Below are 23,049 nucleotides of genomic sequence, written 5' to 3' on the forward strand. Positions count from 1 at the left end.
CGATCAGCGTCGGGAGATACAGAAGCGGGTCAACAGGGAGCGACCGGCGCGTGCGGGGGGCGGGGGCGGACCGCGCACTCCCCCGCCCGAATACAGCGCCCCGACGGCCGACAGCTCGACCGCCACCCCGTGCGGGAGCGCCGGAAGCTGCGGGACGCCCGCCGCGAGCAGGGGCGGCAGCGCCTTCTCACAGTGCTCGGTATCGGGAAGGCACCGTGCCGCACGGTGATCGAGGGGCGCGAGCGCGCCGCCGGGGATCTCCGCCGCCAGCACAACCGCGGTATCGGCGGGTGAATGCGCGTGCCCGGTCGTCTCGACGAGTGCGCAATCGATCAACGGCACGATCAGCAGCAGGATGGCCAATACCGCAGGCAGATGCCCACGAGAGCGCAGCCGCCCGCTCGACCTCACCGGCTATCGACGCCTTTCCTTACCGGAACCAACTATCTACTAGCTACGTACGTAGATAGTAGACACAATCGATCTCCGATGCGGGAATCCGCTGCTTCAGGCGCGCTTACCGCGGGTGAACTTGCGCAGGGCGGCCCGCAGCCCCTCCGACTCCTCCGGGCTCATCTGCTCCACGAAGTGCGCGAGCACCAATTCCGATCGCCCACCCGCACCCAGCGCGTCACGCATGAGCCGGGCACTGTACTGCTCACGGCTCAGGGTGGCCCAGTAGTGATACGCCTTGCCCACCCGCACTCGGTCCAGCCACCCCTTGCGGTGCAGGTTGTCCATGGTGGACATGACCGTCGTGTAGGCGATGTCACGCGTGGCGGCGAGCTCGTCGTACACCTCGCGAACGCTCGTCCGCTCGGTGCGCGTCCAGACACGGTCCATGACGACCGCTTCCAAATCCCCGAAGCCTCGCCCAGCCATGGTGCCGACACCTCCTCACGTCACGGCGTCCGCCGAAACCTCAACCTACTGCCCAGTTGCGTAGATCTCGATCGTAAGGGGCGCGGGAAACCCCCTCAACCGGAACCGGCGAGCGGAAACATGGTATTCATACGATCTACGTACGTACTTAGTAGACTCTCATGATGGGCCGCCCTCGCGTGGCCGAAACCAGGAGAAACCAGATGTCATCCAGCCACCTCCCGAATCCCGCACTCAGCAGACGCGGATTCCTCGTCCTGGGCAGCGCGCTCACCCTCGCCGCGTGCACCCGGGAGACAGCGACCAGCCGCACCGTCGTGCAACCCGATTCCGACGCCGTGCGGGCGGCGGAGGGCCGGCGGCGCGTCGCGGGCGCACCCGTGCGGGAGGTGACGCTGCGCGCCGAGCCACAGACGATCGACCTCGCCGGGGTACGCGCGCGGACCTGGAGCTACGGACCGCTCCCCGCCGCCGAGATCCGGGTACGCCAGGGTGAGGTGTTGCGCGCCGAGGTGATCAACCAACTGCCCGCGCCCACCACCGTGCACTGGCACGGTGTCGCCCTGCGCAACGATATGGACGGGGTGCCGGACATGACCCAGGCTCCCATCGCCCCGGGCTCCTCGTTCCGCTACGAGTTCACCGTGCCCGATGCCGGGACCTACTTCTTCCACCCACACGTCGGCGTCCAGCTCGATCGCGGGCTCTACGGGCCGCTCATCGTCGAGGACCCCGCCGACGGCAGCGATTACGACCTGGAAGCCGTTGTGGTGCTGGACGACTGGTTGGACGGCGTGGACGGCCGCGATCCGGACCAGGAGCTGAGACGACTCCGCGAGGGCGGCATGGCCGGAATGCACATGGGCGGCGGCGGACACGGGGGCATGGGTGAAACGAGCATGGACGGAATGGGTATGGGCGGTGACCCGAACCTCCCGCTCGGCGCCGACGCCGGGGATATCGAGTATCCGTACTATCTGCTCAACGGGCGAGTCGGCGACGATCCGGTGACCTTCACCGGCAAGCCCGGACAGCGCATGCGGCTGCGCATCGTGAACGCGGGCTCCGACACCGCGTTTCGCGTCGCGGTCGGCGGCCACCGGCTGCGGATCACCCACAGCGACGGCTTCCGGGTACAGCCCGTCACCACCGACAGTGTGCTCGTCGGCATGGGGGAACGCTACGACGCGATCATCGACCTGGCCGACGGCGTCTTCCCCCTCGTCGCCGGCGCGGAGGGCAAGACGGGTCAGGCCTTCGCCCTGATCCGCACCGGCGGCGGCAGCGCTCCCCCGCCGAACGTCCGCCCCGCGGAACTGAATTCACCACCACTCACCGCCGACGCGCTGAGCGCGGCCGAGGCGGTCCGACCGGCGCGCCGCACTCCCGACCGCATCCTGGACGTCGTACTCGGCTCCGATATGCGCGACTACACCTGGACCGTCAACGGCAAGGCCTTCCCCGACACCGACCCCTTGGACGTGACCGAGGGAGAACGGGTCCGACTGCGCTTCGTCAACCGCACCATGATGGCCCACCCCATGCACCTGCACGGCCACACCTACCAGGTGGTGACCGCGACCGGCACGGGCCCCCGCAAGGACACCTCACTCGTCCTTCCCATGCGCACCGTCGAGGTGGATTTCGACGCGAACAACCCAGGCCGCTGGATGACCCACTGCCACAACATCTATCACGGTGAGGCGGGCATGATGGCGGAGCTGTCGTACGTGGACTGACGCCTCGCTCACTCGGCGATGCGGTGACCGGCGTCGCGCAGCGCCGCCGTGGCATCGGGCAGGCGGCGGGACGGGACCAGGACCAGGTCGGCGTGGTAGGTGGAGGCCACGAAGACCGGGACGGCGGCGTCCGCGAGCGGGGTGACGAGGGCGGCGAGCATGCCGGGGGTGTCGAGGGTGTGGGAGCCGTCGCCGTAGATGCCCTTCCAGATCTCGCCCTCCGCCCAGGGCGGGGCCTCACGAATCACGGTGAGGCCCTCGGGTGCCCGAACCAGCGCGATCCATTCGTCGTCCTCGGGGAAGGTGGAGTTCGGCAGGTGCTCGATGACGAACTGGGAGGGTACGACGCTCAGGCGCTGGCTGCCGGTCATGGCGACATCGTAGGCGGGACCGGAGATCCGGACACGCATCGAGATTTAGTAGTTTTGACCAAAATTCGCGTGACGGGTGCCGCGGCGAGCCGTACGGTCTGGGGAATGAGTACCAATCCAAGGCATACGGCGGCCGAGAACGAGCGGATCGCCGACCTCGGTGGCTATCGAACCCCCGACGGCGTGGCGGTCGAGATCGGCGCACTGCTCGCGGCGGCGCGGCGTGGAACCGTCTCCTACGCGCCCGAGGACGACGTATCCGGTGTGGTGCGCGGACCGTTCACGGGCACGGTCGAAGTCACCGCGGAGGGCAGCATGACGGCGGCGCGACGATTGCGGGATTCCGGGCGCACAGCGGTGGGGGTGCTGAACTTCGCGTCGGCGCGCAATCCGGGCGGCGGATATCTGCGAGGCGCACGGGCACAGGAGGAGGATCTGTGCCGCAGCGCGCTGCTGTACCGCTGCCTGCTCGAGGCACCGGATTACTATGCGGCACACCGGGCCTCGAACGATCTGCGCTACAGCCACCGGGTGATCTTCTCGCCGGATGTTCCCGTCGTGCGCGACGATCGCGGCGACCTGCTCGCCACCCCGTACCCGGTGTCGTTCCTGACCTCGCCCGCGCCGAACGCGGGTGAGCTGGCGCGGCGGTCCGGCGCGGCGGTGCCGGTCCGCGCGATCCTGATGGAGCGCGCGACACGTGTGCTCGCGGTCGCGGCTCGGCACGAGGTGCGCGATCTGGTGCTCGGGGCGTGGGGATGCGGAGTGTTCCGCAATGATCCCGCCGAGGTCGCGGCGGCGTTCGAAGGCGCGCTGACGTGTCACGGGGCCGCCTTCGAGCGGGTGGTCTTCGCGGTGTGGGATCGCACGCCGGACTCGGCCAATCGGGCGGCCTTCACCGCCCGGTTCGCGGCCGCCGACGCCGAACCGTCATCGAATGTTTCGCCAGGTCAGGGCGGCCGTTAACGACGGACGAACCGGGAAGTGATTACCGTGTCTTATGAGCGTGTCTCGTCGGCGGTTGTTGCGGATCGGGGCCGCGGGTTCGGCCGCCGTACTGGTGGGAACCTCGGCGGTGAGCAGCGGGCGGCTGCGCGCGCCGCGCTGGATCGGCGGCGATCCGTTCGCGTTGGGGGTGGCCTCGGGTGATCCGACACCGGACGGTGTGGTGCTGTGGACGCGGCTGGCACCCGCCCCGCTGGCACCGGACGGCCACGGCGGGATGGCGTTCGATCCGGTGACCGTAGACTACGAGGTCGCGCACGACGAAGGATTCCGGCAGGTGGTGGCGCGCGGCAGTGCCGTCGCGACCCGCGAACTCGCGCACAGCGTGCACCCGGAAGTGCGGGGGCTGGAGCCGGATCGCTGGTACTACTACCGATTTCGCGCCGGGTCGGCCCTGTCACCGGTCGGCCGCACCCGCACCGCGCCCCCGTTCGGGCGGGCCACCGCGCGCCTGCGGTTCGCCTTCGCCTCGTGCCAGTCCTGGAGTTCCGGCTACTTCACCGCCTACGACCACATGAGCCGGGAGGATCTGGACCTGGTCGTCCATCTCGGCGACTACATCTACGAGCGCAGTTGGACCAACGGTCGCGACGGAGTGCCGGCCAGTGCGGTGTTCCGGACCGAAGCCGTCGATCTGACCGACTACCGGCTGCGCTACGCCCAGGTCAAGACCGAGGTGCCGCTGCGCGCCGCGCACGCCGCCTTCCCGTGGCTGACCACCATGGACGATCACGAGGTCGACAACAATTGGGCGGGCGACTCCCCCGGCCTCGGATTCGACATCTACCGGCTGCCGTTCCTGTTCCGCCGCCGCAAGGCCGCCGCGTTCCAGGCCATGTACGAACACCAGCCGCTGCGTATCGAACAGCTGCCGAGTGGTCCGAACATCCTGCTGCACAGGCGGTTCCACTACGGGGATCTGGCGGATATCACCATGCTGGATACCCGTTCGTATCGGACGCCGCTGGCATGCGGCGACGGCGACGTGGTCGTCGGATGCGATGAGCGCGCTGCCCCAGACCGCACCATACTCGGTGCACGGCAACGTGATTGGCTACTGGACGGGCTGTCCGGCACCCGGGCCCGCTGGCAGGTACTGGGCAATCAGGTGTCCATGAGCCGCACCGACACCGATCCGGGTCCGGAGGTCGCCATGGGCACCGATGCCTGGGACGGCTATCTCGCCGACCGCGCCGCGGTGCTGGGCGCGGCCGCCGCGCGCGGGGCCGGCAATCTGGTCGTCATCACCGGCGACCGCCACCAGCACTGCGCCTCCGATCTGCGCCGCGACCACGGCGATCCGGAATCACCGGTGGTGGCCTCGGAATTCATCGGCACCTCGATCACCAGCGGTGGCGACGGCACCGATCTGAGTCCGGCGGTTCGCCGCCTGATGGCGGCCAATCCGGATCTGAAGTTCAGCAACTCCCAGCGCGGCTACGTCCGCGTCGACCTGAATCATGACCTGTGGCGCACCGACTTTCGCGTACTCCCCTACGTTCACCGCCCGGACGCCCCCATCCACACGCGAGCCACCTACGTCGTGCAGAACGGCCTGCCCGGAGTCGTCGAGGCGTGGCGGCCCGATGCTCCGGACCCGGCCGAACCCGATACCGCCGCGGGACCGGACGCCGACGCCGCCGGGCCGCGCTGAACGCCCCTGCGGGCCTGGGGTTTTCGCTATCGGTTCGCGGTCTCGACGTACTGCTTGATCCGGGTCAGCGTCTCGAGCATGCCGTCGCGGTTGGTCTTGCCGCGGGCCCGGCCCGCCAGCAGCCAGTACAGTCGCAGCACCGGTGAGTCGTGCAACTGGAAGGATTCCGTGACCGCGGTGCCGCCGTCGACGGGCTCCAGGTGATAGCGCCAAGTATTGATCGGCATACTGCCGGGACCGAGCACGGTGAAGGCGAATTCCCGTCCGGGTTCGCAGTCGATGATGCGGCAGACGGTGGAGTACTTCAGCCCCCAGCCGTTGCGATTGACGCGACCGCGGAACTTCGCACCCACCGCGGGGCCGGTCGCCCCGCCGAGCCATTCCGCGCCGTAGGTTTCGGGGCTGAACCGCCCGACATCGGTGACATCGCTGATCACCTCCCAGATTCGTTCGGGGGGAGCCGCCATCTGGACCGTGACCGAATCTCGCACAGCCCGAGCCTACGTGCCGACCAGTCCCAACGGAATGTGAGCATTCCGGCACCCGACACGCGGGACGCTCACCTGATAATCACCTGAAAGCACGGCAAATCCGGCACTCTGATCGCTATCCGCGCGTTGATCGAGTAGAACGGCCGAGTCGGCCGTCAGGAAGGGAGTTACGCCATGGGCGCCATCGGAACCCTGCTCGGCCTGGTCGTAGGGGTGTTCCTGCTGCTCCTACTGGCCCGCCTGGTGCTGGATTGGATTGTCACCCTCTCGCAGAGCCCGTCGCCGGGAATCTACAAGGCCCGCGAGTTCACCCACCGCTTCTCCGAACCGGTGCTGGCTCCGGTCCGCAAGGTGCTGCCGCCGATCCGGGCGGGCGGTCTCCAGATCGACCTGGCGTTCACGGTGGTGTTCATCGTCGCGCTGGTGCTGTACAACATCCTCATCTAGTCACCCGCGATCCAACGGCAAGGGCCGGACATCCATCGGATGTCCGGCCCTGCTCGTCTCGGCGGACGTGCCTTACGGCAGCGGGCCGCCCGCGGCGATGGCCGACAGGGTGGCGAATTCGTCACCCTTGAGCGAGGCACCGCCGACCAGCGCGCCGTCGATATCGGTCTGGGAGACCAACTCGCCGACGTTCTTGGCGTTCACCGAACCGCCGTAGAGGACGCGCACCGACGCCGCGACCTCCGGATTCGCCAGTTCGGCCAGTTCGGCGCGGATGGCCCCGCACACCTCCTGGGCGTCGGCGGGAGTGGCGACCTTACCGGTGCCGATGGCCCACACCGGCTCGTAGGCGATGACGACCTTGGCGATGTCCTCGGCCGACAGCCCCTTCAGCGAACCGCGCAACTGCTCGAGGTTGTACTCGACGTGCGTCTGCGCCTCCCGCACACCCAGGCCCTCACCGATGCAGACGATCGGAGTCAGGCCGTGCTCCAGGGCCTTCTTGGCCTTGGCGAGCACGGTGGCGTCGTCCTCCAGGTGGTACTGACGCCGCTCGGAGTGGCCGACCACCACGTAGGTGCAGCCCAGCTTGGCCAGCATGGCCGCGCTGATCTCGCCGGTGTACGCGCCCGACTCGTGGGTGGAGACATCCTGCGCGCCGTAGGTGACGAGCAGCTTGTCGCCCTCCACCAGCGTCTGCACGCTGCGGATGTCGGTGAACGGCGGGATCACCGTCACGTCGACCTTGGCGAAGTACTTCTCCGGCAGGGCGAAGGCGATCTTCTGCACCAGGGCGATGGCCTCGAGGTGGTTGAGGTTCATCTTCCAGTTGCCCGCGATGAGCGGTTTACGCGCCATGGCTCAGCCCTCCGCCGCGTCGTCGAGCACGGCGATACCGGGAAGTTCCTTGCCCTCCAGGTATTCCAGCGACGCGCCGCCGCCGGTGGAGATGTGCGAGAAACCGTCGTCCGGCAGCCCCAGGGTGCGCACGGCCGCGGCCGAATCGCCACCGCCGACCACGGTGAACGCGCCCTTGCCGGTCGCCGTGGCAATCGCCTCGGCAACTCCGCGCGTACCCGCGGCGAACTTCTCGAACTCGAAGACGCCCATGGGACCGTTCCAGAACACCGTCTTGGCCTCGGTGAGCAGCGCCGCGAAGCGGTTCACCGACTCCGGACCGATGTCCAGGCCCATCCAGCCGTCGGGAATCTCGTTGGCGGGCACCACCTTCGACTCGGCGTCGGCCGCGAAGGAGTCCGCGACGACGATATCCATCGGCAGGTGGATGACGTCGGCGTAGGTCTCCAGCAGCTTCTTGCAGGTGTCGACCATCTCCTCCTGCAGCAGCGAGGAGCCCACCGGGAGGCCCTGGGCGGCAAGGAAGGTGAAGCACATGCCGCCGCCGATCACCAGGGTGTCGACCTTGGGCGCGAGCGCCTCGATGACCGCCAGCTTGTCGGAGACCTTGGAGCCGCCCAGCACGACCGCGTACGGCCGCTCGGCGTTCTCCGTGAGCTTCTTCAGCACCTCGGTCTCGGCCGCGACCAGGCCACCGGCGTAGTGCGGCAGCAGCTTCGCCACGTCGTACACCGACGCCTGCTTGCGGTGCACCACGCCGAAACCGTCGGAGACGAAAGCACCGTCGTCGCCGACCAACTCGACCAGTGCCGCCGCCAGCTTGGCCCGCTGCGCGTCGTCCTTGCTGGTCTCGCGGGCGTCGAAGCGCACGTTCTCCAGCAGCAGCACATCGCCGTCGGTGAGGCCCTCGGAGCGCGCGAGGGCGTCCTGGCCCACCACGTCACCGGCGAGCTGCACATTGCGGCCCAGCTCCCGCGCCAGCCGCTCGGCGACCGGGGCGAGGGAGAACTTCGGGTCCGGCTCACCCTTCGGGCGACCCAGATGCGCGGTGACGACCACCTTCGCGCCCGCCTCGGCGAGCGCGGCGATGGTCGGTGCCGACGCGATGATGCGGCCGGGATCGGTAATGACGCCGTTGTCGAGGGGAACGTTCAGGTCGGAGCGCACCAGCACGCCCCGACCCTCGACACCCTCGTTCAGCAGATCCTGGAGTGTCTTGATCGCCATAGGTTTACAGCGACTTGCCGACGAGGCCGATCAGGTCGGCCAGACGGTTGGAGTAGCCCCACTCGTTGTCGTACCACGAGGTGACCTTGACCTGGCCGTCGATGACCTTGGTCAGCGGCGCGTCGTAGATGGAGGAGTGCGGATCGGTCACGATGTCGGAGGAGACGATCGGATCGGTGTTGTACTTCAGGATGCCCTTCAGCGGCCCCTCGGCGGCCTCCTTCATGGCGGCGTTGATCTCGTCGATCGAGGCGGCGGTGCGCAGATCGGCGGTCAGGTCGGTGATGGAACCGGTCGGGACCGGCACGCGCAGCGCGTAGCCGTCCAGCTTGCCCTGCAGCTCGGGCAGCACCAGGCCGATGGCCTTGGCGGCGCCGGTGCCGGTGGGCACGATGTTCAGGGCGGCGGCGCGGGCACGGCGCAGATCGCTGTGCGGGCCGTCCTGCAGGTTCTGGTCCTGGGTGTAGGCGTGGATGGTGGTCATCAGGCCACGCTCGATGCCGAACGAGTCGTGCAGCACCTTGGCCAGCGGACCGAGGCAGTTGGTGGTGCAGGACGCGTTGGAGATGATGTTCTGCGAACCGTCGTACTTGTCGTCGTTGACGCCCATGACGATGGTGATGTCCTCGCCCTTGGCCGGGGCGGAGATGATGACCTTCTTCGCGCCCGCGGCCAGGTGCCCCTTGGCCTTGGTGGCGTCGGTGAAGATGCCGGTGGACTCCACGACCACGTCGACGCCCAGGTCGCCCCACGGCAGCGCCGCCGGGCCCTCCTTGATGGCCAGCGCCTTGATGCGCTGGTCGCCCACCACGATGGTGTCATCGCCGTCGAGCGAGACGTCCTGCGGCAGCCGGCCGAGGATCGAGTCGTACTTCAGCAGGGTGGCCAGCGTCGCATTGTCGGTGAGGTCGTTGACCGCGACGATTTCGATGTCGGTGGTGCCGAGCGCCTTCTGCGCTTCGACCGCCCTGAAGAAGTTACGTCCGATGCGGCCGAAGCCGTTGATGCCTACCCGGACAGTCACGTTATCGCTCCTCAGTTGTGTCGCGGAATCTTTTCCGTTGCCTACTAACCCTAAACCCGGCGGGGAACATCACAGAAACACCCCCGGGGATGTGAACTCCCATCCCGACCGGGGGTGTTCGGCGAACGCACCGGCTACCGAACGGTCCGTCTCACGCGTCCTCGAGCAGTTCGGCGGTGACGGCGGATTCGGTATCGGGGACGCCCAGCTCCTTGGCGCGGCGGTCGGCCATCGACAGCAGTCGGCGAATCCGTCCCGCCACAGCGTCTTTCGTCATGGGCGGATCGGCGAGCTGACCCAACTCCTCCAGCGACGCCTGCCGGTGCAGTACGCGCAGCTTGCCCGCGGCGGCCAGATGGTCCGGCACGTCGTCGCCGAGGATCTCCAGCGCGCGTTCCACCCGCGCCGCGGCGGCCACGGCGGCGCGGGCCGAGCGGCGCAGATTGGCGTCGTCGAAATTCGCCAGGCGATTGGCGGTGGCCCGGACCTCGCGGCGCATCCGCCGCTCCTCCCAGGTCAATCGGGTGTCCTGTGCGCCCATCCGGGTGAGCAGCGCGCCGATGGCCTCACCGTCGCGCACCACCACGCGATCGGTGCCGCGCACCTCGCGCGCCTTGGCGGAGATGCCCATCCGCCGGGCCGCGCCCACCAGCGCCAGCGCCGCCTCCGGTCCCGGGCAGCTCACCTCGAGGGCCGAGGAGCGCCCCGGTTCGGTGAGCGACCCGTGCGCGAGAAACGCTCCGCGCCAGGCCGCTTCGGCATCGGAGATGCTGCCGCCGACCACCTGCGCGGGCAAACCCCGCACCGGCCGACCGCGCACATCCAGCAATCCGGTCTGCCGGGCGAGCGCCTCGCCCTCCTTGGAAACTCGTACTACATACCGGGAGGTTTTGCGCAGTCCGCCCGCGCCGAGCACGTGCACATCCGAGCCGTAGCCGTACAGCTCGAAGATCTCGCGGCGCAGCCGACGCGCGATGGAACCCATGTCCACCTCCGCTTCGACGATCACCCGACCGCCCACGATGTGCAGTCCACCGGCGAACCGGAGTAGTGCGGACAACTCGGCCTTGCGCGAACTCACCTGTGACACGGTGAGTCGGCTCAGCTCGTCCTTCACTTCCGCTGTCATCGCCACGAGACGCGCTCCTTTCCACCCAACCCGGACCGCACGTGCTGGCCCATACGCCGTCCTTCGCTTCGAAGCCCTGCCAGTTCCGGCCGAGGCTGCCGGATCACCTGATCCAATGCGGCGGCAAGCTTTCCGGGGTGGTGCCGGTCCGTCCCCGCCTCGGCGACATCAGCGAAGGTTACTCGTGCTCGCAGCTGTTCGGCAGCTCTTGCCACATGTTCGCGTTCCCTACCCTCCGGTACGGAGCCGGAATCGACCACAATATCGTCGACCGTGAAATCCGGTGCGTGCTGGGACAATACATGCAGGTGCCGCTCCGCGGAGAATCCGGCCGTTTCGCCCGGTTCGGCGGCGAGGTTGAGTACCAAGATCTTCCGACCCCGCGTGTGCACCAGCGCATCGTGCAGTTCCGGCACCAGCACATGCGGAATCACGCTGGTGAACCAGCTGCCGGGGCCCAGAACGACGACATCCGCGTGCTCGATCGCGGAGGTCGCCTCCGGGCACGCGGGCGGGTCGGACGGGATCAATCGGACACGTCGCACCTTGCCCGGCGTGGTCGCCACCGCCACCTGACCGCGGATGCAGCGACTCACGCGCGGATCGGCCTCCAACCCCGCCACATCCGCCTCGATGGTGAGCGCGAGCGGCGACATCGGTAGCACCCTGCCTGTGATGCGCAGAATTCTTCCCGCCTCGTCGAGCGCCGCGACCGGATCACCGAGCTCCTCGGTGAGGCCCGCCAGGATCAGATTGCCCACCGAATGCCCGGCCAGCGCGCCCGTCCCGCCGAAGCGGTGCTGCACGGTGCGCGCCCAGACGCCGTCGGGCTCCTCGGCCAGCGCCGCGAGGGCCATGCGCAGATCCCCCGGGGGCAGCATGCCCAACTCGGCGCGCAGCCGGCCCGATGAGCCACCGTCGTCGGAGACCGTCACCACCGCCGTGATCTTGCGGGTGAGCCGACGGACCGCCGTCAGGGTCGCGTACAGCCCGTGTCCACCACCCAGCGCGGCGATCGCCGGGTTCGTCTCCCGCCCGCTCATTCTCGCCCCAGGTCCCGATGCACCACGCGGACCACGTCCACCGAACCGTTGTCGACGTCGTCACCGAGCAGTCCGCCCAGCGCCTCCGCTATCGCCACGCTGCGGTGCTTGCCGCCGGTGCAGCCCACTGCCACGGTCATGTATCGCTTCCCCTCTTGACGGTAGCCGTCGGTGGTGAGGTCGATGAGGTGCCGGCAGGTGCTCAGGTAGTCCCGCGCGCCCCGCTGCGCCAACACATACTCGCTCACCTCGGCGTCCTGTCCGGTCTGTTCGCGGAGTTCCGGCACCCAATGTGGATTGGGCAGAAAACGCACATCCAACACCATGTCCGCGTCCAGGGGAACTCCGTACTTGAAACCGAACGATTGGACGGTCAGTTGCAGGGCGGTGGGCGTACCGCCGCCGTAGACCTCCTCGAGCCGCCGGTGCAACTGGTGCACCGACAGCGCGGTGGTGTCGATGACCACGTCGGCGGCGGTCTTGACCGAGGCCAGCCGACGCCGTTCCGCGGCGATGCCCTCGGACAGCGTGCCGTCAGCGCTCTCACTCTGTAGAGGATGCCGCCGGCGGGCGAAGCCGAAACGTCGAATCAGCACATCATCGGACGCCTCGAGGAACAGGATGCGGGTGCGCACGCCCGCGCCGCGCAACTGCTCGGTCACGGCCGAGAGGTCACCGGTGAAGAACCGGCTGCGCACATCCATGACCAGGGCCAGCTTGCGAATGGGTGGTTCGGCCGAGGCACCGAGTTCGACCAGCCGGGCGATCAGCTCGGGAGGCAGATTGTCGGCCACGTACCAGCCGAGGTCCTCGAGCACGCGGGCCGCGGTGCCGCGGCCCGCACCGGATAGTCCGGTGACGATGACGACCTCGACGGGCGCGGCGGGAACATCGTCGGGGGTTGCTGTCGTCGGGGCACTGTCCGCTGTACTACTGGATTCGACGCGCGTCATGTCCTACCGGGGTTCGTGTCTGGGCGTTGCCTCGATCATGCTGCACCGATCACCGATCGGGCATTGCGACACGCCGATGTGCGGCGGCCGTCACGCCGGGCGTGTCCCTTTCGGGTGGGCTATTCCGCGTCGCCGACACGTATTTCCTGGTCACGCCGTTCCCTGCCGGACCGTTCCCTGCCGGACCGTTCCCGGTCGGCCCCTTCCTGGTCGCCGACTTCCTGGTCGCGGTCGCCGCGCAGGGCGGACAGCACCGCCGTGGCCGTCGCCACGCCGATGCCCGGGACCTCGATGATCTCCTCCACCGTAGCCTGCTTCAGTTTGGCGACCGATCCGAAGTGGGTCACCAGCGCCGTTTTGCGGGTCGAACCGAGACCCGGCACCGCGTCGAGGGCGGACTCGGTCATGCGGCGGGAGCGCTTGCTGCGGTGAAAGGTGATGGCGAAGCGGTGCGCCTCGTCGCGCACCCGCTGCAGCAGGTACAGCGACTCACTGGTGCGCGGCATGATCACCGGGTCGGGCTCGTTCGGCACCCATACCTCCTCGAGGCGTTTGGCCAGACCGATCACCGCGACGTCGGTGATGCCGAGTTCGTCGAGCACCTCGGCGGCGGCGTTGACCTGGGGGGCGCCGCCGTCGACCACGTACAGGTTGGGCGGGTAGGCGAAGCGGCGCGGCCTACCGGTCTTCGGGTCGATGCCGGGCAGACTGGAATCGATTGTCTCGGTGCCGGATTCGAGTTCCGACGCGGCGGCGGCATCGAGGTCCCGGCGCAGTTTGGCGAAACGCCGCCGGGTCACCTCGGCGATGCTGGCCACATCGTCGGAGCGCCCCTCCCCGGCCGCCTCCTTGATGGCGTAGTGGCGGTACTCCGACTTACGGGGAAGCCCGTCCTCGAACACCACCAGCGAGGCCACCACATCGGTGCCCTGCACATGGGAGATGTCCACGCACTCGATGCGCAGCGGGGCGCTGTCCAGATCGAGGGCGTCCTGAATGCCCTGCAATGCCGCCGACCGGGCGGTCAGGTCGCCGGCGCGCTTGAGCTTGTGCTGGGCCAGCGCTTCCATGGCATTGCGCTGCACGGTCTCCGCGAGGGCCTTCTTGTCGCCACGCTGGGGCACCCGCAGCTGCACCGCCGAACCGCGCAGGCCCGACAGCCACTGCTGCACCTGTTCGGCGTCGCCGGGCAGGGCCGGAACCAGCACCTCGCGCGGGACCACGGCACCGGGATGCTCGTCACCGGACTGGGCGGCCACCGCCGACTGCTCCCCGTAGAACTGGGTGAGGAACTGCTCGACCAGCGCCGGCAGCTCTCCCCCGGCCGCCACACCGCCGTGTCCGCGACGACCCGAGTCGGAGCCCTCCGTGGTTGCGCGGCCTGCCGCCTCCGGGCCCGACCAGCTCAGGTCGAGGGCGTCACCCGATTTGTCCACCACCCAGCCGCGCTGCCCGCGCACCCGCCCGTCGCGCACGTGGAAGATCTGCACCGCGACCTCGAGTTCGTCGAGGGCGAAGTTGACGACGTCGGCGTCGGTGCCGGTGCCGAGCACCACGGCCTGCTTCTCCAGTGCCCGCCGCAGCGCCTGCACGTCGTCGCGCAGCCGCGCGGCGGTCTCGAAGTCGAGTTCCTCGGCCGCGGCGTGCATGCGCTTCTCGAGGTCCTTGAGGAGTTTGTCGGTCTTGCCGGAGAGGAAGTCGCAGAAGTCCTCCACGATCTGCCGGTGCTCGGCCGCATTCACCCGGCCGATACACGGCGCGGAGCACTTGTCGATGTAGCCGAGCAGGCAGGGTCGCCCGATCTGGTTGTGCCGCTTGAAGACTCCATTCGAGCAGGTGCGCACCGGGAACACCCGCAGCAGCAGATCCAGCGTCTCGCGAATGGCCCAGGCGTGCGCGTACGGCCCGAAATAGCGCACCCCCTTCTTGCGCGCGCCCCGGTACACGAAGACCCGCGGATATTCCTCGTCGAGGCTGACCGCCAGCACCGGATACGACTTGTCGTCCCGGTAGCGCACATTGAAGCGCGGATCGAACTCCTTGATCCAGTTGTATTCCAGCTGAAGGGCTTCCACCTCCGTGGACACCACCGTCCACTCCACGCTGGCGGCGGTGGTGACCATCTGCCGGGTGCGCGGATGCAGTGACGCCACATCGGCGAAATAGGAGTTGAGCCGACTGCGCAGGCTCTTCGCCTTGCCGACGTAGATGACCCGCTTGTGCGCGTCCCGGAACTTGTACACGCCGGGTTCGACAGGAATGGTGCCCGGGGCGGGCCGGTACGTCGCGGGATCTGCCACGGCACCAAGGTTACTGATCCGGTCCGACAGCACACGACGCCTCGGCCCGAACCGGGGCGGTCGCGACAGCGCCCGACCCCGCCACCGGCCGGGCCAGCGCCCAGACGAGCAGCGCGCCCAGCGCGTAGGCCGCTCCGAGACCGCAGGAAGCGGACCAGCCCCAGGTGCCGTACGCCCAGGTGGTCGTGACCGCCCCCAGCGCGGAGCCCAGGGAATAGCAGGCCATGTAGCCGCCGATGACGACGCCGGTCCGATCCGGCCGCGCCGCGGTCAGCAGGTGCTGGTTGCCGACATGGACGACCTGCACGGCGAAGTCGAGTACGACCACACCGATGACGAGCGGCCACAGCGTCGCCTCGGTACGGGCGATGAGCAGCCAGGAGGCGGCCAGCAGCACCAGCGCCGCTCCGGTGATCGCGTGCGCGTGACCGGAATCGGCCCACCGGCCCGCGCGGGCGGCACCGAGCGCACCGGCCAGTCCGGCCAGCCCGAACAGACCGATCTGGGTGGTGCCGAGGTGCCAGGGCGCCGCGCCCAGCGGCAGCGCCAGCCCGCTCCACAGGGTGCCGAAGGAGGCGAAGAGGAACAGCGCGATGAGCCCCCGGCTCAGGAACAGCCGATCGGTGCGGGCGAGCCGTCCCATCGAGGCCAGCACCTGCCCGTAGCGCGCCGCGAAGGCGGGGCGATCGGCGTCGAGCGTGGCGCGGACGACGATCGCCAGCGTCACGCACAGGACGGCGAGCACCGCGTAGACGGCCCGCCAGCCGACGGTGTCGCCCAGCGCGCCCGCGAGGACGCGGACGCCGAGGATGCCGATCACCACGCCCGAGGTGACCGCCCCGATGGTGCGGCCGCGCTCGCCCGGCGCGGAGACCGCCGCGGCGTACGCGACGGTCACCTGCACCACCACCGCGAACAGACCCGCGAACGCCAGCCCCGCCAGTGCGACGACGCCGGTCGGCGCGACGGCCACGACGGCGGTCCCGACCGCGGTGAGCAGCAGCTGACCGGCGATGAGCCGACGACGATTCATCATGTCGCCGAGCGGAACCAGTAGGACGAGGCCGACGAAGTAGCCGATCTGCCCGGCCGCGACCAGCGCACCCACCGACTCGTGCGACATGCCGAGGTCGGCGCCCGCCGACTCCAGCACCGGCTGTATCGCGTAGACGGTGGATACGGCCACCGCGCACACCAGGGCCAGGACGAAACGCCGCTCTCTCGTCGCTCCTCCCACGGCCACTACGCCTCCTCGATTAGTAGCAATATGAAACCGTTTGAGCATAGGTAGTATCGGTTTCACATTGCAACCGATTGGGAGGGTTCATGACCGCGACGCCGCGTTCCGACCACCGGTGGACCGATCCCACCTGCCCCGTCGCCCGGACCGTCGATCTGGTGGGTGATCGGTGGAGCCTGCTGATCGTGCGCGACGCCATGGACGGCGCCGCGACCTTCACCGAGTTCCAGCGACGCCTCGGCATCGCCCGCAACATCCTCACCGACCGCCTGCGCAGACTCGTCGACCACGGCGTTCTCACCACGAGCACCGCACCCGGCGGCAAGCGGCACAGCTATGCGCTCACCTCCGCTGGACAGGATCTGTTCACCGTCGTGGTGGCGCTGCGGCAGTGGGGCGAGCGGCATGCCTTCGACAGCGGGGAAGCTCACTCGACACTGGTGGACCTCGACGGTGGGGCGGTCGCGCCGCTGCGGGCCGAGAACGCGGCGGGCGTCCCGGTGTCCGCGGCGACCACCCGGGTGCGCAAGGTGGGTGAGCGCGCCGAGTGAGCGCGGCGCGCCGAGTGACGCATCCGCCGTGGCTCCCACTCCGAAGTACCGACCGACGTCAGTATGGGGTGGGAGTTCCAGAGCACCACCGGTCGATTCGAGGGAGTTTCACCATGATGAACCGTCTTCGCCCGCACCGTCGGACGCTGTCCATCGGCTCCGCGGTCCTGCTCACCGCCGCGGGACTGGCCGCCATGGCGGCACCCGCCTCGGCCGCGGGCGTGGGCTGCCGGATCGACCGGCCGAGTATCGACAGCGTCACCTTCACCTGCCCGGACGATGTCTGGTACGTGGGCATCGTGCGCTGCCTCGGTTCCCGCGCCGTCGGCCACGGACAGCAGGCACCCACCTTCATCGTCAGCGATTCCGCCCGCCCGTTCGCCCCCATGACCCTCACCTGCAACGGCGAATCCAAGCGCGGCATCGCCCTCGACGCCTGGACCGACGGCGTCTGACCGCCGCACGCCGCCCCGGCGACAGACGCTCGCCCGTTCCCGCCCATCGCGACCGCGCCGAATCAGCCGACGGCCGGGGCGGGTGCGGCCGCGGCGGTCGGCGATCCGGAAGACGACGGCACCGGCCGCGGCCGCCCGACGTCGACGGCCGCGCCACCGACCTAGCGCACGGCCGCGGCCAGTGCGGGTGCGAGGTCGCCGCGCTCCCCCACCTCGACCGTGTCGAGGTCGAGCCAGTCGGCCATCTCGCGCAGTGATTTGGCGAGTTCGGCCGCGATGCGCGCGGTGTCACGGCCGGGTTCGGTGAAGGCGCCGGGGGCCAGGAGGCGGCCGGTGGCGCGCTCGGCGCGCAGGTCGACGCGGCCGACGAGTTCGCCGTCCAGGAGGAAGGGGAAGACGTAGTAGCCGTGTACGCGTTTGTGGGCCGGGGTGTAGATCTCGATGCGGTAGTGGAAGTCGAAGAGGCGTTCGGTGCGGGGGCGGAAGAAGATGAGCGGGTCGAAGGGGCACAGCAGGGCCGCGCCGGTCACGCGGCGCGGGGTGCGGGCGGCGTGGTGCAGGTAGGCGGGTTTGTCCCACCCCGCGACCGTGACCTGTTCGAGTTCGCCCGCGTCGAGGAGATCGGCGATGGCGGGTTCGGTCTGGCGGCGGGTGAGGCGGTAGTAGTCGCGTAGGTCGGTTTCGGTGCCGATGCCGTGTGCGGCGGCGGCCCGGCGCACGAGTTCGCGCACCGCGTCGGCCTCGTCGATCCGCCGGGCCAGCACATCGGCGGGGAGGACGCGTTCGGTGAGATCGTAGTAGCGCTGGAAGCCGACGCGCTTGTCCACCGACACCTCGCCGGAGGCGAACAGCGCCTCGCAGACCACCTTGGTGTCGCTGTAATTCCAGCCCCAATGATCCTTGGCCCGTGGACGATCCAGCTCCAGATGCTTCTCCACCTCACCGGCCGTGCACGCCCCGAATTCGCGCAGGACCCCGAGCACGTCGTCGGCCAGGGTCGGATTGCGTGCGAACACCTGCTGCGCCCCGCCCCAGCGGCCGTTGCGGTACTGCTCCATCCGCCACCGCAGGAGCGGCCAGTCCTCGACCGGCAGCAGCGCGGCCTCGTGCGCCCAGTACTCGACCAGCCGCCGCGGCCTGCGGGCGGTGTGGCTCCACGCCGTCGCGTCCAACAGGTCCCGGTCGTAGCCGCCGATCCGGCTGAACACCGGGGCGTAGTGGGCGCGCACGGCCGCCGACACCGAATCCAGTTGCAGCAGTCGCGTGTGTTCCATGGCGCGCAGCACGGCACGGCGGGTGGGCGCGCCGGTGGGCCGGGCGGCGGCGAAACCCTGTGCGGCGAGGGCGATGCGGCGAGCGGTGGCGACGGTCATGGGCACAGATCGCCACCTTGCCACGCCCCACCGACATCTTCGCTCCGGCAATCCCTACCCGCATCCCTACCACCGGGGCTAACCTGGTTCGATACAGTCGTGTATCGAACTTCTACGACCGAGGACAGGGCATGATCGAGAATCCGGATGTGATCGTGGTCGGCGCCGGGCTGGCCGGCCTCGTGGCCACCTACGAGCTGGTCCAGGCGGGCCGCCGGGTGCTGGTGCTGGACCAGGAGAACCGAGCCAATCTGGGCGGACAGGCGTTCTGGTCGCTGGGCGGACTGTTCCTGGTGGACACCCCCGAGCAGCGACGGCTCGGGGTCAAGGATTCACTCGAACTGGCCTGGCAGGACTGGCAGGGCGCGGCCGGATTCGACCGCGAGGACGAGGACCACTGGGCCCGGCAGTGGGCGCGCGCCTACGTCGAGTTCGCGGCCACCGAGAAACGCCAGTACCTGCACGACCTCGGCCTGCGGGTGACCCCGCTGGTGGGCTGGGCCGAACGCGGCGGCGCGACCGCCGACGGCCACGGCAATTCGGTGCCGCGCTTCCATCTCACCTGGGGCACCGGCCCCGAAGTGGTGCGTGTCTTCGCCGAACCGGTGCTGGCGGCCGAGCGCCGCGGCCAGGTGGGATTCGCCTTCCGGCACCGGGTGGACGATCTCGTGCTGAGCGACGACGCCGTCACCGGCGTGCGCGGCAGCCTGCTCGCCCCGAGCGATGCCGAGCGCGGCGTGGCCTCGTCACGAGAGGTGGTGGGCGAGTTCGAGTTCCACGCCAAGGCGGTGGTCGTCACCTCCGGCGGCATCGGCCACAATCACGAACTGATCCGCCGCAACTGGCCCACCGATCGGCTCGGACCCTGCCCGGAGCACATGATCTCCGGCGTCCCGGCGCATGTGGACGGTCGCATGCTGGCCATCACCGAGGCCGCGGGCGGCCGCATCGTGAACCGGGATCGCATGTGGCACTACACCGAGGGCATCCACAACTGGGATCCGGTCTGGCCCGATCACGCCATCCGCATCATCCCCGGCCCCTCCTCGCTGTGGTTCGACGCCACCGGAAAGCGGCTGCCCGCACCGTGTTTCCCCGGTTTCGACACCAATGCCACCATGAAGGAGATCCTGTCCACCGGCTACGACTACTCCTGGTTCATCCTCACCCAGTCGATCATCGAGAAGGAGTTCGCGCTCTCCGGCTCCGAGCAGAACCCCGATATCACCGGCAAGGATCTCAAACTCACCCTCAAGAGCCGGGTCGCCAAGGGCGCACCGGGGCCGGTGGAGGCGTTCAAACGACACGGCGCGGACTTCGTGGTCGCCGACACCCTGGCCGAACTCGTGCAGGGTATGAACAAGATCGCCCGGGGACCGCAGCTCGATCTCGCCGACCTGGAACGCCAGATCGTCGCCCGCGACCGGGATGTGGAGCACAAGTTCAGCAAGGACGCCCAGCTGATGGCGATCGGCAATGCGCGGCGCTACCTCGGCGACAAACTGGGTCGAGTGGCGACCCCGCACCGCATCCTCGATCCCGCACACGGCCCGCTCATCGCGGTGCGGTTGAACATCCTCACCCGAAAGACGTTGGGCGGCTTGCAGACCAATCTCGACTCACAGGTCGTGCGCCCGGACGGCACCCCGTTCCCCGGACTGTACGCAGCCGGTGAGGTGGCGGGCTTCGGAGGCGGCGGCGTGCACGGATACAACGCCCTGGAGGGCACCTTCCTCGGCGGCTGCATCTTCTCGGGCCGCGCCGCCGGGCGGGCACTGGCCCGCACCCTGTCCTGATCGTCGCGGCCGATGCCCCGAATCGGCCGCCGCACAGCCGATCGAGCGACGGCGCGACCCGATCATCCTCGGGCGCGCCGTCCGGCGCACCGGGGTCGACTCAGGATGTGGCGGCGAACCAGGCGTAGACGTCGCGCCGCAGCAGCAGCGCGAGTACGACGCCCGAGGCCATGATGCCGGCAAGCACGATGAACGGCCCTACCCCCGTGGGCAATTCGGTCGAGAACAGCGTGAACACCCCCAGGAAGGTCTGCAGGCTCGATACCGCCAGCGCACCGATCCAGACCCAGCGCGAGCGAATGCCGAACAGCACCGCCATCGCCCCGGTCAGCCAGGCGGCGAAGAAGTGCCCGCCGCTGCCGAGTACCGAGAGCACGCCGTCGGGAATGGCGAGCAGGCAGTGCAGCACGGCGAAACCGGCCGTGGCCCAGGCCGCGTAGCGGGCCTCACGCACCTTCGCGGGCACTTCGGCGCGCAATGCGTCGCCGATCTCGGAACGATCACGGAGCGCGATCCCCAGTGCGCCGGAGACACGTTCGAAAAACGCTGCGGGAGTACCCTTGTCCGCATCGGTCGAATCGGCTTCCACCTCATCGACGACAGCCGAATGCGCAGTCACAGCTACTCCTCATCGAGCATCCATCCATTGCGCGCCCCCTGCGAACGCGCAATCCGACGCTAACCAACCGTTTCGATATCCGACAATCGCGGCGGCCAAGTTATGACCATGGCCACAGCCCGCCCCCACTGTGTCCCAGCACACAGCGCGGCCGCGCACGATTATCGTGCGCGGCCGCGAAAAGCACTGGTCCCGAGCTGTTTTCGCCCGGCCTGCCGGAAATCGGCGAGATTACTTGTCGTCCAGCGGAATCGGTGGCAGCACCGGATATTCACCGGTGTACCCGGCCCGCTCCGCGGCGATGGCCAGCACCCGCTTGCGAGCGACGAGCCAGCCGACGGCGAGCGCCGGGACGATAATGGCGAGACTGGCGACGGTCCAGGTGCCGACCGGGTAGTCGAAGGCCATGAGCACCAGCACACCGACCAGGAAGACCAGGGTGAGGATGCCGGTCCAGGGCGCGCCGATCATCCGGAACGCCGGGCGCTCGGCGCGCCCCTCCTGCGACCAGCGGTACAGCTTCAGCTGACACAGCACGATGGTGGCCCACGACGCCAGAATTCCCAGCGACGCCACATTCAGCACGATTTCGAATGCCTGCGACGGCACGACGTAATTCAGCCAGATGCCGAACAGCGCGATACAACTGGTGAGCAGAATACCGCCGTAGGGCACACCGCTGCGGGACATGCGCGCGGTAAAAGTCGGCGCACTGCCGTTCATGGCCATGGAACGCAGAATGCGCCCGGTCGAATAGAGTCCGGCATTGAGCGAGGACAGCGCGGCGGTGAGCACCACGAAGTTCATGATCGAACCCATGTGCGCCACACCGAGTTTGCCGAAGAACGTGACGAACGGACTCTCGCCCGCCTGGTATGCGGTATACGGCAGCAGCAGGGCCAGCAGAATCACCGAACCGCAGTAGAACACCGCGATGCGCATGATGACCGAATTGATGGCGCGCGGCATGATCTTGGCCGGATTCTCGGTCTCACCGGCGGCGATGCCCACCATTTCCACGGCGGCGTAGGCGAATACGACGCCGGAGGTGACCGTGATGAGCGGCAGCACGCCGGTCGGGAACCAGCCGCCCGCGGCATCGACCATGCCGAACCCGGTGGGCTGGCCGTCGACCTCGAAGCGACCCGCGAAGAAGATGGTGCCCACCACCAGGAAGCTGACCAGGGCGGCCACCTTGATCATGGCGGCCCAGAACTCCATCTCGCCGAACCACTTCACCGACACCAGATTGATGCCCAGCACGATGAGCAGCGAGCCCAGCGCCAGCACCCACTGCGCGACGGGCTGGAACGGCCCCCAGTAGTGCAGATAGGTCGCGATGGCGGTGGTGTCGACGATGCCGGTCATGGACCAGTTCAGGAAATACATCCACCCGGCGACGAAAGCCGCCTTCTCGCCGAAGAATTCCCGCGCGTAGGAGACGAAGGAGCCCGACGACGGTCGGTGCAGCACCAGTTCGCCGAGCGCCCGCAGAATGAAGAAGACGAAAATGCCGCAGACCAGGTAGACCAGGAACAGCGACGGTCCGGCGCTGTGCAGGCGACCGCCCGCGCCGAGGAACAGGCCGGTGCCGATGGCGCCGCCGATGGCGATCATCTGCAACTGCCGCGGCTTGAGGCTCTTGTGATAGCCGGAGTCCTCCGCCGTGAGGTTGGTGGCCTGTGTCCGGATCTCGGTCATACGCCGGTTAACCCTCCGCAATCGTGTAGTGAGGCGTTGTGACGATACCTTGCCATTTACCGAGAACCACATCGCCGTCCCGACCGGGGCGGATTATGGTTTCCAGCGGCATTTCCACGGTTCGCCACCTACCTGTCTTACAGGTTGCTTCGAGGACGCTCAACTTTGGCCTCCCCCGACGGGGCACGCTT

Annotated in this window: 22 protein-coding genes; 7 read left to right on the plus strand and 15 right to left on the minus strand. The window is 68.7% G+C overall.

Annotation, left to right across the window (positions count from 1 at the left end; all coding sequences use genetic code 11):
- Positions 1–3: 3 nt before the first annotated feature.
- Entirely contained in the window at positions 4–411 is a 408-nt protein-coding gene (gene lpqS, locus FOH10_RS16980) for a putative copper homeostasis (lipo)protein LpqS (RefSeq protein WP_143981473.1), read from the minus strand.
- 96 nt (positions 412–507) lie between these two features.
- Entirely contained in the window at positions 508–882 is a 375-nt protein-coding gene (locus FOH10_RS16985) for a BlaI/MecI/CopY family transcriptional regulator (RefSeq protein WP_039814938.1), read from the minus strand.
- A 203-nt stretch (positions 883–1,085) separates the two neighbouring features.
- On the opposite strand from FOH10_RS16985, the gene FOH10_RS16990 reads away from it, so the two are divergent.
- On the plus strand, positions 1,086–2,621 hold the full coding sequence (locus FOH10_RS16990; RefSeq protein ID WP_143981474.1) for a multicopper oxidase family protein: 1,536 nt from the start codon (positions 1,086–1,088) through the stop codon (positions 2,619–2,621).
- Positions 2,622–2,629: 8 nt separating this feature from the next.
- On the opposite strand, the gene FOH10_RS16995 is transcribed toward FOH10_RS16990, so the two are convergent.
- Positions 2,630–2,992: an ACT domain-containing protein gene (locus FOH10_RS16995; RefSeq protein WP_143981475.1), complete on the minus strand. Its 363-nt coding sequence runs from the start codon at positions 2,990–2,992 to the stop codon at positions 2,630–2,632.
- Positions 2,993–3,097: 105 nt separating this feature from the next.
- On the opposite strand from FOH10_RS16995, the gene FOH10_RS17000 reads away from it, so the two are divergent.
- Positions 3,098–3,958 carry a TIGR02452 family protein gene (locus FOH10_RS17000; protein ID WP_143981476.1) on the plus strand — a complete coding sequence of 287 codons (861 nt, stop codon included), beginning with the start codon at positions 3,098–3,100 and terminating at the stop codon, positions 3,956–3,958.
- A gap of 34 nt (positions 3,959–3,992) precedes the next feature.
- Positions 3,993–5,651, plus strand: coding sequence for an alkaline phosphatase D family protein (locus tag FOH10_RS17005; RefSeq protein ID WP_143981477.1), 1,659 nt, complete (start codon positions 3,993–3,995; stop codon positions 5,649–5,651).
- A 26-nt stretch (positions 5,652–5,677) separates the two neighbouring features.
- Here FOH10_RS17005 and FOH10_RS17010 read toward each other — a convergent pair whose 3' ends face one another.
- The gene (locus FOH10_RS17010; RefSeq protein ID WP_143981478.1) at positions 5,678–6,142 is read right to left on the minus strand and encodes an SRPBCC family protein; all 465 of its coding nucleotides are present in this window, start codon (positions 6,140–6,142) and stop codon (positions 5,678–5,680) included.
- A 174-nt stretch (positions 6,143–6,316) separates the two neighbouring features.
- Between FOH10_RS17010 and FOH10_RS17015 the strand changes: the two genes are divergently transcribed.
- On the plus strand, positions 6,317–6,589 hold the full coding sequence (locus tag FOH10_RS17015) for a YggT family protein (RefSeq protein WP_039814948.1): 273 nt from the start codon (positions 6,317–6,319) through the stop codon (positions 6,587–6,589).
- Positions 6,590–6,661: 72 nt separating this feature from the next.
- On the opposite strand, the gene tpiA is transcribed toward FOH10_RS17015, so the two are convergent.
- From tpiA to FOH10_RS17055, 8 genes are all read right to left on the minus strand, one after another.
- Positions 6,662–7,447: a triose-phosphate isomerase gene (gene tpiA / locus FOH10_RS35705; protein WP_143981479.1), complete on the minus strand. Its 786-nt coding sequence runs from the start codon at positions 7,445–7,447 to the stop codon at positions 6,662–6,664.
- A gap of 3 nt (positions 7,448–7,450) precedes the next feature.
- Entirely contained in the window at positions 7,451–8,674 is a 1,224-nt protein-coding gene (locus FOH10_RS35710; protein ID WP_143981480.1) for a phosphoglycerate kinase, read from the minus strand.
- 4 nt (positions 8,675–8,678) lie between these two features.
- The gene (gene gap, locus FOH10_RS17030; protein WP_143981481.1) at positions 8,679–9,698 is read right to left on the minus strand and encodes a type I glyceraldehyde-3-phosphate dehydrogenase; all 1,020 of its coding nucleotides are present in this window, start codon (positions 9,696–9,698) and stop codon (positions 8,679–8,681) included.
- A gap of 151 nt (positions 9,699–9,849) precedes the next feature.
- Positions 9,850–10,833: a DNA-binding protein WhiA gene (gene whiA / locus FOH10_RS17035; protein WP_029924495.1), complete on the minus strand. Its 984-nt coding sequence runs from the start codon at positions 10,831–10,833 to the stop codon at positions 9,850–9,852.
- Positions 10,824–11,870, minus strand: coding sequence for a gluconeogenesis factor YvcK family protein (locus tag FOH10_RS17040; RefSeq protein WP_143981482.1), 1,047 nt, complete (start codon positions 11,868–11,870; stop codon positions 10,824–10,826). Before FOH10_RS17040 ends, whiA begins: the two co-directional genes overlap by 10 nt.
- The gene (rapZ, locus tag FOH10_RS17045) at positions 11,867–12,823 is read right to left on the minus strand and encodes an RNase adapter RapZ (RefSeq protein WP_039814952.1); all 957 of its coding nucleotides are present in this window, start codon (positions 12,821–12,823) and stop codon (positions 11,867–11,869) included. Before rapZ ends, FOH10_RS17040 begins: the two co-directional genes overlap by 4 nt.
- A gap of 119 nt (positions 12,824–12,942) precedes the next feature.
- On the minus strand, positions 12,943–15,123 hold the full coding sequence (gene uvrC / locus FOH10_RS17050; protein ID WP_143981483.1) for an excinuclease ABC subunit UvrC: 2,181 nt from the start codon (positions 15,121–15,123) through the stop codon (positions 12,943–12,945).
- A gap of 10 nt (positions 15,124–15,133) precedes the next feature.
- Positions 15,134–16,360: an MFS transporter gene (locus FOH10_RS17055; RefSeq protein WP_244961247.1), complete on the minus strand. Its 1,227-nt coding sequence runs from the start codon at positions 16,358–16,360 to the stop codon at positions 15,134–15,136.
- A gap of 89 nt (positions 16,361–16,449) precedes the next feature.
- On the opposite strand from FOH10_RS17055, the gene FOH10_RS17060 reads away from it, so the two are divergent.
- Together FOH10_RS17060 and FOH10_RS17065 are read left to right on the plus strand one after the other, a co-directional pair.
- A complete protein-coding gene (locus FOH10_RS17060) occupies positions 16,450–16,914 on the plus strand; it encodes a winged helix-turn-helix transcriptional regulator (protein ID WP_143981485.1) in 465 nt (154 codons plus the stop codon).
- 113 nt (positions 16,915–17,027) lie between these two features.
- Positions 17,028–17,369, plus strand: a complete 342-nt coding sequence (locus tag FOH10_RS17065) for a hypothetical protein (RefSeq protein WP_039814955.1) — start codon at positions 17,028–17,030, stop codon at positions 17,367–17,369.
- A 161-nt stretch (positions 17,370–17,530) separates the two neighbouring features.
- Here FOH10_RS17065 and FOH10_RS17070 read toward each other — a convergent pair whose 3' ends face one another.
- On the minus strand, positions 17,531–18,742 hold the full coding sequence (locus tag FOH10_RS17070) for a winged helix-turn-helix domain-containing protein (RefSeq protein ID WP_143984151.1): 1,212 nt from the start codon (positions 18,740–18,742) through the stop codon (positions 17,531–17,533).
- Positions 18,743–18,873: 131 nt separating this feature from the next.
- Here FOH10_RS17070 and FOH10_RS17075 point away from each other — a divergent pair, with 131 nt between their 5' ends.
- Positions 18,874–20,538 carry an FAD-binding dehydrogenase gene (locus FOH10_RS17075; protein WP_143981486.1) on the plus strand — a complete coding sequence of 555 codons (1,665 nt, stop codon included), beginning with the start codon at positions 18,874–18,876 and terminating at the stop codon, positions 20,536–20,538.
- 100 nt (positions 20,539–20,638) lie between these two features.
- Here the strand turns inward: FOH10_RS17075 and FOH10_RS17080 are convergent, their stop codons facing one another.
- A complete protein-coding gene (locus FOH10_RS17080) occupies positions 20,639–21,157 on the minus strand; it encodes a hypothetical protein (RefSeq protein WP_029924486.1) in 519 nt (172 codons plus the stop codon).
- Positions 21,158–21,388: 231 nt separating this feature from the next.
- On the minus strand, positions 21,389–22,858 hold the full coding sequence (locus tag FOH10_RS17085; RefSeq protein WP_143981487.1) for an amino acid permease: 1,470 nt from the start codon (positions 22,856–22,858) through the stop codon (positions 21,389–21,391).
- Positions 22,859–23,049 lie beyond the last annotated feature (191 nt).

The sequence above is a fragment of the Nocardia otitidiscaviarum genome, assembly GCF_007362295.1.
GTDB lineage: Bacteria > Actinomycetota > Actinomycetes > Mycobacteriales > Mycobacteriaceae > Nocardia > Nocardia otitidiscaviarum.

Coding starts and splice junctions, on each gene's coding strand:
- FOH10_RS16985 (WP_039814938.1), bottom strand. CDS start 882: ATGGCTGGGCGAGGCTTCGGGGATTTGGAAGCGGTCGTCATGGACCGT.
- FOH10_RS16990 (WP_143981474.1), top strand. CDS start 1,086: ATGTCATCCAGCCACCTCCCGAATCCCGCACTCAGCAGACGCGGATTC.
- FOH10_RS16995 (WP_143981475.1), bottom strand. CDS start 2,992: ATGACCGGCAGCCAGCGCCTGAGCGTCGTACCCTCCCAGTTCGTCATC.
- FOH10_RS17000 (WP_143981476.1), top strand. CDS start 3,098: ATGAGTACCAATCCAAGGCATACGGCGGCCGAGAACGAGCGGATCGCC.
- FOH10_RS17005 (WP_143981477.1), top strand. CDS start 3,993: ATGAGCGTGTCTCGTCGGCGGTTGTTGCGGATCGGGGCCGCGGGTTCG.
- FOH10_RS17015 (WP_039814948.1), top strand. CDS start 6,317: ATGGGCGCCATCGGAACCCTGCTCGGCCTGGTCGTAGGGGTGTTCCTG.
- tpiA (WP_143981479.1), bottom strand. CDS start 7,447: ATGGCGCGTAAACCGCTCATCGCGGGCAACTGGAAGATGAACCTCAAC.
- FOH10_RS35710 (WP_143981480.1), bottom strand. CDS start 8,674: ATGGCGATCAAGACACTCCAGGATCTGCTGAACGAGGGTGTCGAGGGT.
- FOH10_RS17040 (WP_143981482.1), bottom strand. CDS start 11,870: ATGAGCGGGCGGGAGACGAACCCGGCGATCGCCGCGCTGGGTGGTGGA.
- rapZ (WP_039814952.1), bottom strand. CDS start 12,823: ATGACGCGCGTCGAATCCAGTAGTACAGCGGACAGTGCCCCGACGACA.
- FOH10_RS17060 (WP_143981485.1), top strand. CDS start 16,450: ATGACCGCGACGCCGCGTTCCGACCACCGGTGGACCGATCCCACCTGC.
- FOH10_RS17065 (WP_039814955.1), top strand. CDS start 17,028: ATGATGAACCGTCTTCGCCCGCACCGTCGGACGCTGTCCATCGGCTCC.
- FOH10_RS17070 (WP_143984151.1), bottom strand. CDS start 18,742: ATGACCGTCGCCACCGCTCGCCGCATCGCCCTCGCCGCACAGGGTTTC.
- FOH10_RS17075 (WP_143981486.1), top strand. CDS start 18,874: ATGATCGAGAATCCGGATGTGATCGTGGTCGGCGCCGGGCTGGCCGGC.
- FOH10_RS17085 (WP_143981487.1), bottom strand. CDS start 22,858: ATGACCGAGATCCGGACACAGGCCACCAACCTCACGGCGGAGGACTCC.